15 protein-coding genes and 3 tRNA genes are annotated in these 11893 nt (G+C 67.4%); 13 read left to right on the top strand and 5 right to left on the bottom strand.

The window, feature by feature from the left end:
- Nucleotides 1-2: 2 nt before the first annotated feature.
- Nucleotides 3-431 (bottom strand): type II toxin-antitoxin system VapC family toxin, encoded by a 429-nt coding sequence (locus LXN00_RS08705; protein WP_234507362.1) that lies wholly within the window; start codon nucleotides 429-431, stop codon nucleotides 3-5.
- Nucleotides 428-694: a type II toxin-antitoxin system Phd/YefM family antitoxin gene (locus tag LXN00_RS08700; protein WP_234507360.1), complete on the bottom strand. Its 267-nt coding sequence runs from the start codon at nucleotides 692-694 to the stop codon at nucleotides 428-430. The genes LXN00_RS08705 and LXN00_RS08700 overlap by 4 nt, the downstream gene beginning before the upstream one ends.
- Before the next feature lie 46 nt (nucleotides 695-740).
- On the opposite strand from LXN00_RS08700, the gene LXN00_RS08695 reads away from it, so the two are divergent.
- On the top strand, nucleotides 741-1247 hold the full coding sequence (locus tag LXN00_RS08695) for a DinB family protein (RefSeq protein ID WP_234507357.1): 507 nt from the start codon (nucleotides 741-743) through the stop codon (nucleotides 1245-1247).
- On the opposite strand, the gene LXN00_RS08690 is transcribed toward LXN00_RS08695, so the two are convergent.
- Nucleotides 1226-1480, bottom strand: a complete 255-nt coding sequence (locus tag LXN00_RS08690; protein WP_234507356.1) for a glutaredoxin family protein — start codon at nucleotides 1478-1480, stop codon at nucleotides 1226-1228. The genes LXN00_RS08695 and LXN00_RS08690 overlap by 22 nt on opposite strands.
- A 59-nt stretch (nucleotides 1481-1539) precedes the next feature.
- Here LXN00_RS08690 and zapE point away from each other — a divergent pair, with 59 nt between their 5' ends.
- From zapE to fmt, 7 genes are read left to right on the top strand one after another with little or no spacing between them, the layout of a single operon-like run.
- Nucleotides 1540-2511 carry a cell division protein ZapE gene (zapE, locus tag LXN00_RS08685; RefSeq protein WP_234507354.1) on the top strand — a complete coding sequence of 324 codons (972 nt, stop codon included), beginning with the start codon at nucleotides 1540-1542 and terminating at the stop codon, nucleotides 2509-2511.
- 9 nt (nucleotides 2512-2520) lie between these two features.
- Nucleotides 2521-2772: a hypothetical protein gene (locus LXN00_RS08680; protein ID WP_234507351.1), complete on the top strand. Its 252-nt coding sequence runs from the start codon at nucleotides 2521-2523 to the stop codon at nucleotides 2770-2772.
- Entirely contained in the window at nucleotides 2772-3917 is a 1146-nt protein-coding gene (locus LXN00_RS08675) for a phosphopentomutase (protein ID WP_234507350.1), read from the top strand. Before LXN00_RS08680 ends, LXN00_RS08675 begins: the two co-directional genes overlap by 1 nt.
- 2 nt (nucleotides 3918-3919) lie before the next feature.
- Nucleotides 3920-4633, top strand: a complete 714-nt coding sequence (gene cdaA / locus LXN00_RS08670) for a diadenylate cyclase CdaA (RefSeq protein WP_234507348.1) — start codon at nucleotides 3920-3922, stop codon at nucleotides 4631-4633.
- Nucleotides 4626-5441, top strand: coding sequence for a YbbR-like domain-containing protein (locus LXN00_RS08665; RefSeq protein WP_234507347.1), 816 nt, complete (start codon nucleotides 4626-4628; stop codon nucleotides 5439-5441). Before cdaA ends, LXN00_RS08665 begins: the two co-directional genes overlap by 8 nt.
- Nucleotides 5442-5446: 5 nt before the next feature.
- A complete protein-coding gene (gene def / locus LXN00_RS08660; protein WP_071676869.1) occupies nucleotides 5447-6022 on the top strand; it encodes a peptide deformylase in 576 nt (191 codons plus the stop codon).
- Nucleotides 6019-6933, top strand: coding sequence for a methionyl-tRNA formyltransferase (fmt, locus tag LXN00_RS08655; protein WP_234507344.1), 915 nt, complete (start codon nucleotides 6019-6021; stop codon nucleotides 6931-6933). The genes def and fmt overlap by 4 nt, the downstream gene beginning before the upstream one ends.
- Here the strand turns inward: fmt and LXN00_RS08650 are convergent.
- On the bottom strand, nucleotides 6930-8630 hold the full coding sequence (locus tag LXN00_RS08650) for a hypothetical protein (RefSeq protein WP_234507342.1): 1701 nt from the start codon (nucleotides 8628-8630) through the stop codon (nucleotides 6930-6932). The two genes, fmt and LXN00_RS08650, sit on opposite strands and share 4 nt — an antisense overlap.
- Nucleotides 8627-9226: a hypothetical protein gene (locus LXN00_RS08645; protein ID WP_071676866.1), complete on the bottom strand. Its 600-nt coding sequence runs from the start codon at nucleotides 9224-9226 to the stop codon at nucleotides 8627-8629. Before LXN00_RS08645 ends, LXN00_RS08650 begins: the two co-directional genes overlap by 4 nt.
- Nucleotides 9227-9300: 74 nt before the next feature.
- On the opposite strand from LXN00_RS08645, the gene LXN00_RS08640 reads away from it, so the two are divergent.
- From LXN00_RS08640 to LXN00_RS08620, 5 genes are all read left to right on the top strand, one after another.
- Nucleotides 9301-9374 (top strand) — tRNA-Gln (locus tag LXN00_RS08640).
- Nucleotides 9375-9381: 7 nt separating this feature from the next.
- Nucleotides 9382-9456: transfer RNA gene (locus LXN00_RS08635), tRNA-Glu, on the top strand.
- A 21-nt stretch (nucleotides 9457-9477) separates the two neighbouring features.
- Nucleotides 9478-9553, top strand: a tRNA-Glu gene (locus LXN00_RS08630).
- A gap of 118 nt (nucleotides 9554-9671) precedes the next feature.
- A complete protein-coding gene (gene trxB / locus LXN00_RS08625; RefSeq protein WP_234507340.1) occupies nucleotides 9672-10664 on the top strand; it encodes a thioredoxin-disulfide reductase in 993 nt (330 codons plus the stop codon).
- 3 nt (nucleotides 10665-10667) lie between these two features.
- Complete coding sequence (locus LXN00_RS08620; RefSeq protein WP_234507338.1) at nucleotides 10668-11891, top strand: DUF4127 family protein; 1224 nt, start codon at nucleotides 10668-10670, stop codon at nucleotides 11889-11891.
- The last annotated feature ends 2 nt before the right edge of the window (nucleotides 11892-11893 follow it).

Genomic DNA, 11893 nt, shown 5'->3' with positions numbered 1-11893 from the left:
GATTATACCCCTTGGAGGACAGGAAAACCCTCTTGGGCGGCGGCTTGGGCGAGGCGCAGGTCCAAGGTGACAAGGGGCAAAGGGGTGGGTACGTTGCTCGCCACCACGCAAAGGGCTGCGAGCTGAAGGGCGTCCAGGGTTCGTAGGGGGTAAGCCTGGAGAAGGCGTATAGCTTCCTTGCGCACCCCTTCTGTGGGCAGGACCTCGTGCCAGGCGTTTTTAAGACGCCGCAAACGCTTCCGCGCCAGGGTGTAGTCCCTTTCCCCTAAGGCTCCTTGGCGCCTACGCCGGTTTAGGGCCGATAGCGCCTCCACCTCGGAAAGCCAGAACACCAACATCTCCCCGTCTTCGGCGAGAAGGCGCTTCGCCCATTGCGAAGAGGCTTCCTGCACCAAGAGGGGGACGATGGCCGAGGTATCCCAGAACCTCACCCCTCCTCCCTTTCTTCCAAAAGGGCCTCGAGCACGCTCTGCTGGCTAGAGGGAAGGGGAAGGTCTTCTAGTTGGGCTTTTCCCTTTCCCCGGCGTAGGAGTCCCCGCTCTTCTAGGCGGAAGAGCGCCCCTTTGGGGGTTTCCGGGACCAGGCGGGCCACGGTTACCCCCTGGTCCAGGATAAGAACCTCCTCCCCGGCTTGGACCTCTTTGAGGAGCTCCTCTAGCCGGCTTTGCGCTTCCTGCAGGGAAACCGCCCGCACGGGTCTATCCTACCCCAATCGGAAGGATCCGTGTTAGGATCAGGCTATGCCCCTGGAAGCCTACGGCACGTGGGAAGAGGCCTTAGCCCGGCTTGGGGAAAGCCGCAAGGCCCTCCTGGCCCTCCTCCAGGAGGCGGAGGCCTCCTGGCTCGTCACGCCCCTTAGGGTGGGGGCCTGGACCCCCCTCATGGTGGCGGAGCACATCGCCTTGGTGGAGGAGTCCACCGCTCGGGTGCTCCGGCGGCTAAGGCGCCTGGCGGCGGGGGAAAGCCTTCCCCCGGTGCCCTTCGTCCCCGGGGAGTACAAGGACGGCAAGCCTCAGGCCCCCGAGGGGGTGAGGCCCAAGGGGGGGTTATCCCTGGAGGAGGTGCTGGACCTCCTCCAACGGGCCCGGGGCTTCCTCCTGGAGGAGGCCAAGAAGGCCGACCCTCACCACCCCGCCACCTTCCCCCACCCCTTCTTCGGGGAGCTCAACGCCTTGGGCTGGGTGCGGGCCGCCGCCTACCACGAGGCCCACCACCTGAAGGCCCTTCAGGAGGCCTTCTCCCGGTAGCGGGCGTACCAGGCGTTGAGGGCAGCGGGGGATACCCCCCGGATCACCTCCGTCCTGCCGTCCCACTCCAGGACCACCCCGGCGGTGGGGCTTCCCGCAAGTTCCGCCACCTTTTTCGCCGCCTCCTGGTCCTCCCGGGCGTTCACGAAGGTGAAGGGCACGCCCTTTTGCGCCAGGAACATCTTCACGATCTCGCAGGGGCCGCACCCCGGGACGCCGTAGAGCCGCACCATACCCCTATAGGGTAGCAGAGGGCGGGCCCTAGGGGCCACCCTCCCTTACAATCTTCCCTATGCGCCTGGTGGACCGCCACCCCGAGGTGGACCTGGAGGAGCTTCTGAAGAGCTTCGCCCCCCCGCCCCGCTTCCAGAAGGCCACCTTCGCCGCCTACCGCCCCGACCCCCGGTACCCCTCCCAGGCCCTGGCCAAGGAAAGGCTCCGAAGATGGGTGCATGACCGGCCTCGAGGGCTTTTCCGCCCCCGGATGCCGGGGCCCCAGGGGATTTACCTGGACGGGGGCTTCGGGGTGGGGAAGACCCACCTCCTGGTGGCCGCCTACCTCGAGGCCCCCCCGCCCAAGGCCTTCCTCACCTTTGAGGAGCTCACCTACACCCTGGGCCTCATGGGCCTGAGGGAGGGGGCGAGGCGCTTTGCCGGGCTTCGCTACCTCTTCCTGGACGAGTTTGAGCTGGACGACCCCGGCAACGCCCAGATGATCACCCACTTCCTGGCCCTCACCATGGACAGGGGCCTCAGGGTGGCCACCACCTCCAACACCCCACCCGGGGCCTTGGGGGAGGGGCGGTTCAACGCCGAGCAGTTCCGGCACCAGATCCAAAGCCTGGCCAAGCGCTTCGCCGTGGAGCGGATAGAGGGGGAGGACTTCCGCCACCGCGACCCCGAATGCTTCCCGGAGCCCCTCGCCGACGAGGCCCTCCTCGCCCTCTACCGGGAGGACCCCAGGCGGAAAAGCCTGGACGCCTTCCCCGAGCTCCTCGCCCACCTCCGCACCCTCCACCCCATCCGCTACCGCTACCTCTTCCGGGACTTGGATGTGGTCTATATCCAGGGCCTCGCCCCCATCCCCGACCAGAACGACGCCCTGCGCTTCGTGCACTTCGTGGACCAACTCTATAACCTGGGCCTCCCCTTGCGGGCTTCCGGCGTGCCCCTCAAGGAGCTTTTCCCGGAGGGCTACCGCCACGGGCCCTTCGCCAAAAAGTACGGGCGGGCGCTTTCGCGGCTTGCGGAGCTTTTGGGGTAGGATGGGGGTATGGACCTAGCGGAAAGGCTTTCGGAGTTGGCCCAGGCCCTCTCCCAGGCCAGCGCGGCGGTGGGGATCCTCGAGGCCATAGAGGAAGTGGTGGACGAGTACAAGGACGGGGAGCTTTCCCTTAGCGAGGCCATGGAGGAAATCCAGGGCCTTCTGGAGGAGTTCCAGGCGGTGCGGGCTCTCTCCGAGATGACCCCGGAGGAGCTCATGGCCCTGGCGGAGGAGGAGGACGAGGAAGGGCTACGCTCCTGATGAAGGTCACGGCCATCGTTTTGGACTCCGTGGGGCTAGGCTACCTGCCGGACGCCCCAAGCTTTGGGGACGAGGGGGCGGATACCCTGGACCACACGGTTTTGAAAACCGGGATAGCCCTGCCCAACCTTGCCGCCTTGGGCCTGGGCTGGGTGCCGGGGGTGCACACCTTGGAGCGGGCACCCCGGCCCCGGGCCGGGTTTGGCCGCATGCGGGAGGTGAACCCGGGGAAGGACACCACCACCGGGCACTGGGAGTTCGTGGGCATCCACCTGGAAAGGCCCTTCCGCACCTTCCCCGAGGGCTTTCCCGAGGAGCTTTTGCGCGCCTGGGCCGAGCGGATCGGGGTGAAGGGGTGGCTTTTAAACAGGCCTTACTCCGGCACGGAGGCCATCCGCCACCACGGGGAAGCCCACCTGAAGACGGGCTACCCCATCGTCTACACCTCGGCGGACTCCGTCTTCCAGGTGGCGGCCCACGTGGCGGTGGTGCCGCCGGAGGTGCTTTACCAATGGTGCCAGGTGGCCCGGGAGATGCTCGTGGGCGAGTACCAGGTGGCCCGGGTCATCGCCCGGCCCTTCGCCGGGGAGCCGGGAGCCTTCCACCGGTTGGAGGCCTTGCGCAAGGACTTCGCCCTGGAGCCCCCGCGGAACGTCCTGGACGTCCTCAAGGAGGGGGGCCTCGAGGTGGTGGGGGTGGGGAAGATCCCCGATATCTACGCCCACCGGGGCTTTACCCGGGAGGTGAAGACGGCGGACAACGCCGATGGTCTGGAAAAGACCCTCGCCCTCCTGCAAGAGCCCCTTTCCGGCCTCCTCTTCGTCAACCTGGTGGACTTTGATAGCAAGTACGGCCACCGCCGCAACCCCCAAGGCTACGGGGAGGCCTTGGAGGAGGTGGACCGCTTCCTTCCCCGCCTCCTCGAGGCCCTGGGGCCCGAGGACCACCTCTTCCTCGTCTCGGACCACGGGAACGACCCCACCTTCTTCGGCACCGACCACACCCGGGAGTACGGGATGCTCCTTTGGGTGGGGCCGGGGGTGGAGGGGGAGCTGGGCACCCGGGAGACCTTCGCCGACCTCGGGGCCACCTGGGTGAGGCTCTTCGGCCTTTCCTGGGAGGGCCCGGGGACGCCCATCCGCTAGCCATGCCCTTCACCTGGCGCGACCTTCTGGACATCCTCCTGGTGGCCGTGCTCTTCTACTCCCTGGGCCGGCTCATGGCCGGCACCCGGGCCCTAAACCTCGTCCGCGGGGTCCTCGTCTACCTTGGGGTCTGGTTTCTGGCGAGCCTCCTTGGGCTTTCTACCCTGTCTTGGCTCCTGGGAAACGCCGCCACCTTGGGGGCTTTCGCCCTCATCGTGGTCTTCCAACCGGAGCTTAGGGGGCTTTTGGAGCGGCTTGGCCGGGCCCAGGGGCCACGGGCCCCCTCCTTGGCCCTGGAGGAGCTTCTTCTCGGGCTTTCCCGCCTTTCCGAAAGGCGCTACGGGGCCTTGATCGCCCTAGAGCGGCGCACCCCCTTGGGGGAGTACGCCGCCACGGGGGAGATTCTGGAGGCCAGGCTTTCCGCTAGGCTTTTGGAAACCCTCTTCTACCCCGGCACCCCCCTGCACGACGGGGGGGCCATCCTCCGGGGGGACCGGGTCTTCGCCGCCGGGTGCGTCTTCCCCCTTTCCGAGGCGCGGCTTGGCCTGGGCACCCGGCACCGGGCCGCTTTGGGGCTTTCCGAGGTTTCCGACGCCCTGGTCCTGGTGGTGAGCGAGGAGACGGGGGCCATCCGGCTCGCCGAGGGGGGGAGGCTTTCGCCCCCCTTGGCCCTCGAGGCCCTGCGGGAACGGCTCAAGGAGGTTATCCGTGCGTGAGTGGGGCGGCTTCCTCCTGGCGCTTTTGGCGGCCTTAGCCCTTTGGTACTCCTTGCGGGAAAGGGCCCCGGTGGTGGAGCGGGCGGTGAGCGTTCCCTTGCGGGTGGTGGGCCTGGAAGGGGAAAAGGTGGCGGAGGGCGTGCCCAAGGAGGTCCTCCTGCGCCTAAGGGGCCCTGCCCCCCTGGTGGAGGGCACCCCCCTGGTTTCCGCCTACCTGGACCTTTCCGGGGTGGAGGGGGCCTTTGCCCGGGAGGTGCGGGTGGCGGTGCCCCAGGGGGTGGAGGTCCTGGAGGTGCGCCCAGCCCGGGTGGAGGGAAGGGTGGAGGCGGTCCTAAGCCGCACCCTCCCCGTGGAGGTCCTGGCCCAAGGGGCCTGGGTGGAGACCGAACCTGCCTTCGTGGAGGCCAAGGGTCCAAGGAGCCAGGTGGAGGAGGCGGTGGTGGCCCTGGGCTTAGACCTCGGGGGGGAGGAGGTGGCCCTCACCGCCTTCGGCCCGGAGGGCCCCTTGCCGGGGGTGGAGCTCAACCCCAGCCGGGTGCGCCTCGTGGCCCGGGAGGCTCCCCTTTTCCGCAAGGAGGTGCCCCTGGTCTTCCGCCCCCCGGAGGGGTTTCGGGTGGAGGACTATACCCCCAAAACCCTCGAGGTGGTGGGGCCCAAGGAGGCCCTGGAGGGCCTCAAGGAGGTGGAGGCGAGGCCCCAGGGGGGTTTCCGCCCCGGGGTGGTGGAAGGCCCCCTCCTGCTTGACCTCCCCCCGGGGGTGAGGGCCTTGGGCCAGGTTTTGGGAAGGGTGCGGCTTGCGCTACAATAGCTAGGATGATCTACCCCATCCGCCTCTATGGGGACCCCGTGCTGCGCCGCAAGGCACAGCCCGTGCGGGATTTTTCCCGGGTGAAGAAGCTCGCCGAGGACATGCTGGAAACCATGTTTGAGGCCCGGGGGGTGGGCCTTGCCGCCCCGCAGATCGGGCTTTCCGAGCGCCTTTTTGTGGCGGTGGAGTACGCCGACGAGCCCGACGAGGAAGAGCGGCCCCTTCGCGACCTGGTGCGCCGGGTCTACGTGGTGGCGAACCCCGTCCTCCTCCACCAGGAGGGGGAGGTGGAGGGCACGGAGGGGTGCCTCTCCCTTCCCGGCCTCTACTCCGAGGAGGTGCCCCGGGCGGAGCGCATCCGGGTGGCCTACCAGGACGAGGAGGGTACCCCCCGCACCCTGGAGCTGGAGGGCTACATGGCCCGGGTTTTCCAGCACGAGATGGACCACCTGGACGGGATCCTCTTCTTTGAGCGCCTGCCGAAGGCCAAGCGGGAGGCCTTTTTGGAGGAGAACCGGGCGGAGCTGGCCCGCATGCAGAAGGAGGCCAGGGCGCTCCTTAAGGAGCTTTCCGGGCGATGAAGGTGGCTTTTTTCGGCACCCCGGAGTGGGCGGTGCCGGTGCTGGACGCCCTAAACCGCCACCACCAGGTGGTCCTGGTGGTGACCCAGCCGGATAAACCCAAGGGCCGGGGGCTAAAGCCTGCGCCAAGCCCTGTGGCCCAGTACGCCGAGGCCCACGAGCTTCCCCTTTGGAAGCCCAAGAGCCTTAAAGGAAACGAGGCCTTTCTGAAGGCTTTCCGGGAGGCTGCCCCCGAGGTGGCGGTTACCGCTGCCTACGGCAAGATCCTGCCCCGGGAGGTCCTCGAGGTGCCCCCTTGGGGTTTCCTCAACCTCCACCCCTCCCTCCTCCCCAAGTACCGGGGCCCGGCCCCGGTGACTTGGGCCCTCATCCGGGGGGAGAAGGAGACGGGGGTGGCCATCATGAAGACGGAGGAAGGGGTGGACACCGGGCCCCTCTACGCCCTCTGGCGCACGGAGATCGGCCCCCATGAGGACGCCCTCGCTCTTTCCGAGCGGCTACGGGACAAGGGGATAGAACTCCTCCTAAAGGTGCTGGAGGACCTCCCCCACCTCACCCCCACCCCCCAGGAGGGCGAGCCTTCCTACGCCCCCCTCCTCACCAAGGAGGAGGGGCGGATCCGCTTTGGGGAAAGCGCCCAGGCCATCTACAACCGCCACCGGGGGGTGCAGCCCTGGCCGGGGAGCTACTTCTTCCACGGGGGCAAGCGGGTCAAGGTGCTCGCCCTGCGGCCCGAACCCGGGGAGGGGGAGCCCGGGGTGGTCCAGGCGGTGGACCGGGAGGGGGTCTTGGTGGGCACCGGGGAGGGGCTTATCCGCCTCCTCCAGGTTCAACCGGAGGGTAAGCGCCCCATGCCCGCCGCCGACTGGGCCCGGGGGTACGGGGTTACCCCCGGGACCCGGCTCGGCTAGAACTCCTCGTCCCACTCCACGATGGTTTCGCTCGTCAGGGTGGTGGCGGGGCGCTCGGCGGTGGCCGCCACCTCATCCCCCCGTTCCTTCAGGAGGCCGAACTGAGCGGCAATGCCCCTAAGCCCTGCCCCGGCGAAGGCCACCACCAGGAAGACGGTAAGCCCCCAAGCCAGGTAGGGGATGAGGCCCTGGCCGATGGAGAGGTTAGCGAGGAAACCCAAGAGGGGTAGGTTGCCGTAGTCCGCCATGATGGAGCCGAAGTAGGAGAGCCCCTCGGCCAGGATGGGCAGAAAGAGGAAGAGGAAGGCGAGGCCCAGAAGGTTCCAGTACACGTTCCGCCCGCCAAAGGTGAGGCGGATGAGGTAGAGGGGAAAGAGGCTTAGGGCCGCCGCCAAGAGGAAGAAGACGGCCCGGGGAACCCCTGCCGTTTGGGCCAGGAGGAGTTTCAAGAAGAGCCACGGGTTCGGGCTAGGGCCTTGGCTAAAACTCCCCCTTAGCTCCTCTAAGGCCTCGTACACCACCAAGGCGTCCAGGGTCCGGATGCCCGTGGCCCCGGAGAGGTGCACAAGGGTGCGGGAAATCTGGTCGGTAAGGGCAGGGTGGATCACGGCGAAGACGGGCTCGAGGTTGGCGCGGAATTGCCACAATGCCCGGTCCAAGTGGTACCTTCCCTCGGTCGGGTTTCCCCGCCCCAAAGCGGCGATGGCTAGACCCACCTCCCCTTGGATTTGGTTGAGGGCCTCTAGCAGCTCAAAGTTGTAGTTATAGCCCAGGGTATAGGCCTGGCGCCGTACTGCTTCTGCCGTAGCCCGGTCCATCCAGGGAGGGGTGTAAAAGGTTTCCACCCCGGGGGAGCTGGCCTGGGCCGTGTCCGTGGGCGGGGCGGGGGAGGGTTGGGGAGGACTGGAAGGCGGGGTGGGTGCGCTGGGGGCAGGCGGCGTTGGCGTAGCAGGGGGGGCGGTTTGCGCGGCGGGAGGGGATGGGGTTTGCGTGCGGGGACCAACAGCCAAGAGGGCCTTGCGCCAGGCCACCACCTGGTTCAAAAGCCCCCCTACCTCGGGGCGGAAAGGTTCCCCGGCGGAAACCTTGGCCAAGGCCTGGATGAAGTCCTGGGCCTTCAGGGTGCTTTGCGGGCTATCCTGGACCACGAGGAAGCGGGCATAGGCCCGGGCCAGGGCCAAGTAGGCCTCGGGCCTCGAGGCCGCCCCCAGGGTTTTGTTCAGGTCCTCGGCCATGGCTTGGAGGAAGAAGGCCTCGAGGCGGCGCCTGGCCTCCTCGGCTCCTAAGCCTCGGACCTCTTGCACGAGGGACGGGGGCAGGGCCGTGGCCCGGGCCAGGCGGCTTAGGTAGGTGGGTTTATCCTGGGATCCCGCTTGGAAGAAGCCGTCGTAAAGCGCCTTGCCCAGGAGGTGGCGGACGAGGAGGAGGCGGGCCTCCAGGTCGGCCCGGCTTTTCTGCACCACCGCCTGCCGCAGGCCCTCCAGGTTATTCAAAATGGCGTCCCGGATCACGGGGGGAAGGCCCTCCGCCTCCTGGCGCAATAGGCTTTGCGCCCGGTCCAAGGCGGCCAGGGCCTGGGTGGGGTTGGCGAGGCCCACCTGGGCCAGGGCTTCTTCTAAGCGGTCGTACGCCTGGGGCAAGGGAGCGGCTAGGGCCGGAAGGGCAAGGGCCAGAACCAGGGAAAGCCATCCTCTCATCCGCTTACCTCCGTGATGGGAACAAGCCGCCTCAGGGCGTGGAGCAGGCGGCCGATGTTGGTCTCCTTGCGGGCCAGAAGGCCCACGTAACCCGAGCCTAAGGGCCTTAGGGCCACCAGGTTTCCCTGGAGAAGGGCATAGAAAACGCCGTAGCCTTGGCGGGCGAGGAGGTGGTGGACAAGCTCTAACGGGATAGGCTCCCCGGCGAAAAGCTCCTCTTTGCCGCCCCTACCGGCCACCACCACCCCCAGAACCCCCTCCAGACGGGCAAGCCGCCTTGCCAGGTGCTCCCGGGCGGCGGGGTCCTCGAGGTCCACTACCTCCTCCAGAAGGGCTTCCTCTTCCTCCGCTTCCTCGGCTTCCTCTACCTCCTGGAGGGCGAGCTGCTTGAGCTCCCGCACCAAGGCCTTAAGCTCAGGGGGCATCTCGCGAAAAGGGAGGAGCCGGCCAAGCTCGGGCCAAAGGTTCGCCTCAATGAGCCGCGCCCACTCCCCTGGCGTGGCCGGTTTCCTGGAGCCTAGAACCCGGCGCAAGAGGTTCTCCGCGGCCATGGGCGAGATATACCGGCTCAGGATTTGTAAAAGGCTTTCCTCCATAGGCATCAGGGGCTTGCCAATCCGCCCTTTAGAGTGTACCATAACCTCTGCCCGAGGGATCGGGCGCCCGCCGCTGGGGTGTCGTCTAACGGCAGGACAGCGGACTCTGGATCCGCCGGTCGTGGTTCGAGTCCACGCACCCCAGCCAAACGTTTGGCCCCATCGACTAGTGGTTAGGTCACCGCCCTTTCAAGGCGGCGGCGGGGGTTCGAATCCCCCTGGGGTCACCAGAAGCGATCCGAGCCGCACGCGGCCCCATCGTCTAGAGGCCTAGGACACGGCCCTCTCAAGGCCGAGACGGGGGTTCGAATCCCCCTGGGGTCACCAGGAGCGGCTCGGATTGCTTTTCTCCCTTGACAGGCAGGGGGCTTTTGGCCAAACTGGGCTTGCTATATACCCCCCATAGGTATATGGGGGTGTAGCCTAAAACCTAAGGAGGGGGAGGATGGAGTTTTCCTTGGCAGGGCTTGCGGCAAGCGGTCAGACGGGGGAGCGCTACGACGTGGTCATTATCGGTGGGGGCCCGGCGGGCCTAACCGCCGGCATCTACGCGGGCCGGGCGGGGCTCAAGACGGTCATCGTGGAAAAGGGCCTGCCCGGAGGGCAGATCGCCCAAACCGAGGAGGTGGAAAACTACCCGGGTTTCCCCGAGGGCATTTCCGGGCCCGAACTGGCAAGCCGCATGGTGCAGCAGGCGGAGAAGTTCGGGGCCCGGATCGTCATGGACGAGGTCTTGGGGATAGAGCCTCTGGAGGAGGGCTTCCTGGTCCGGGGTTTTGAGCGGACGTACCCCGCCCGGGTGATCATCGTCGCCACCGGGGCCAACCCCAGGCGGCTTGGGGTGCCGGGTGAGGACAAGTTCTACGGCCGCGGGGTTTCCACCTGCGCCACCTGCGACGGCTTCTTCTACCGGGACAAGGAGGTGGTGGTGGTGGGCGGGGGGGATGCCGCTGTGGAGGAGGGTCTATTCCTCACCAAGTTCGCCCGCAAGGTAACCCTGGTCCACCGCCGGGACGAGCTCAGGGCCAACAAGCTGGCCCAGGCCCGGACCTTCCAAAACCCCAAGATGCACTTTCTCTTCTCCCACGTGGTCACGGAGATTCTGGGCGAGGACCAGGTGACGGGGGTGCGGCTTAAGAACCTGAAGACGGGGGAGGAGTACGTCTATCCCACCGATGGGGTCTTCGTCTTCATCGGCCACGAGCCCAACACGGGCTTCCTCAAAGGGGTGGTGGAGCTTCGCCCTGACGGCTACGTGGCCGTAAGAGACGAGGTCTATACCTCGGTGCCGGGCATCTTCGCCGCCGGAGACGTGGCCGACCCCATCTACCGCCAGCTCACCACCAGCGTGGGGGCGGGCACCCGGGCGGCCATGACGGCGGAGAAGTACCTGGCAGAGCGGGAGGCAAAAGGGAAGGAGGAGCAGGCGAAGCTTTAGGGCGTGGCCCGCTTGTGGCTTGTCCTTGTCCTTTTAGGGGGCGTTGCCCTGGGGGCTCCGCCTTTCCTCTACCTTCCCCTGGACGATCGCCCGCCCAACTGGGCCCCCTGTACCTGGGGGCTTGTGCTTTGCCCGCCCAAGGCGGTCTACCGGGGAGCAGAAGGGGCGGACCTCGGGGCCCTGAGGGGCTGGCTCCTGGCCACCCCCGGCGCGGCCTTGGTGGCCAGCCTGGACGCCTTGGCCTACGGCGGGCTTTTGGCAAGCCGCCACCTAGACCTCCCCGCTGAGGACGCCTTGGCCCGCCTTGGGCCCCTCCTGGCCTGGAAGGTGCGCCATGGGGGGGAGGTCCTCCTCTTCGGCGTGGTGCCCCGCTTTGACGCCACCCAAAGGGAACGCAACCTCCGGGTACTCCAGGTCCTCGCCCCTTGGTCCCGCCTGAGGGGACTTTACCTGGAAGCGGTCTGGGACGATGCCCTTCGGGGCTCTCCTGCCCCCAGGGAGGCCCAGGCCCTCCCTTACCCGAGCCGCCCGGGGGCGGACGAGGCGGGGCAGGTGCTTCTCCTTAGGGCTCTTTCCCCGGGGCTTAAGGTGGCGGTGGTCTACGAGGATAGGGCCTTGGCGGAGCGCACCACCCCTTACGAGGCCTTGCCCTTAAGGGAAACGGTAAGGAGGCTTCTAGGAAGCGCCGGCGCAGAGGAGGTGGCCCTGGATGCCGCTCCCCATCTTGTCCTCTACGTTTACGGGGGCAAAAACGCCCGGGAAGCTGCCCAAGACCTCCTCCGCCTGATGGCCCGGCACCCCGTGGCCCTGGCGGACCTTTCCCGGGTGAACCGGGGAGACCCGGGCCTCATGGGCTACCTCCAGACCCTGGGGCTTTACGGGCGGCTTGCTGCCTACGCCGCCTGGGGCACCCCGGCCAACAACCTGGGAAGCGCCCTGGCCCAAGGGGGGCTTTTTCTGCGGGATACCGAGGGGCGTCTAAGACGGCTTGCCGAGGCCTACTTCGCCTACTGGTGGGGGGAGGTGGGCCGGCCTTGGGTGCGGGGCCGCTTTGCGGAGCCGTTGGGAGAGGAAGCCCTGGCGGTGGCCCAGCTTTGGCCTTATCTGGCGTGGGAGGGCTACCGGATAGACCTTAAAGCCCTCGCTTTCCCCTGGCGCCGCTCTTTTGAGGCGGAGGCCCAGCTGGACCTCATCCCGCTAGCCTTTCCGGTCCGCCTGGTAGAGTAAGG

The organism is Thermus brockianus, from assembly GCF_021462505.1.
In the GTDB taxonomy this organism is placed as follows: Bacteria; Deinococcota; Deinococci; order Deinococcales; family Thermaceae; genus Thermus; species Thermus hydrothermalis.
This window is presented reverse-complemented; position numbering and strand designations above follow the sequence as displayed.

Coding starts and splice junctions, on each gene's coding strand:
- LXN00_RS08695 (WP_234507357.1), top strand. CDS start 741: ATGCCCCTGGAAGCCTACGGCACGTGGGAAGAGGCCTTAGCCCGGCTT.
- LXN00_RS08690 (WP_234507356.1), bottom strand. CDS start 1,480: ATGGTGCGGCTCTACGGCGTCCCGGGGTGCGGCCCCTGCGAGATCGTG.
- zapE (WP_234507354.1), top strand. CDS start 1,540: ATGCGCCTGGTGGACCGCCACCCCGAGGTGGACCTGGAGGAGCTTCTG.
- LXN00_RS08680 (WP_234507351.1), top strand. CDS start 2,521: ATGGACCTAGCGGAAAGGCTTTCGGAGTTGGCCCAGGCCCTCTCCCAG.
- LXN00_RS08675 (WP_234507350.1), top strand. CDS start 2,772: ATGAAGGTCACGGCCATCGTTTTGGACTCCGTGGGGCTAGGCTACCTG.
- cdaA (WP_234507348.1), top strand. CDS start 3,920: ATGCCCTTCACCTGGCGCGACCTTCTGGACATCCTCCTGGTGGCCGTG.
- def (WP_071676869.1), top strand. CDS start 5,447: ATGATCTACCCCATCCGCCTCTATGGGGACCCCGTGCTGCGCCGCAAG.
- fmt (WP_234507344.1), top strand. CDS start 6,019: ATGAAGGTGGCTTTTTTCGGCACCCCGGAGTGGGCGGTGCCGGTGCTG.
- LXN00_RS08650 (WP_234507342.1), bottom strand. CDS start 8,630: ATGAGAGGATGGCTTTCCCTGGTTCTGGCCCTTGCCCTTCCGGCCCTA.
- LXN00_RS08645 (WP_071676866.1), bottom strand. CDS start 9,226: ATGGAGGAAAGCCTTTTACAAATCCTGAGCCGGTATATCTCGCCCATG.
- trxB (WP_234507340.1), top strand. CDS start 9,672: ATGGAGTTTTCCTTGGCAGGGCTTGCGGCAAGCGGTCAGACGGGGGAG.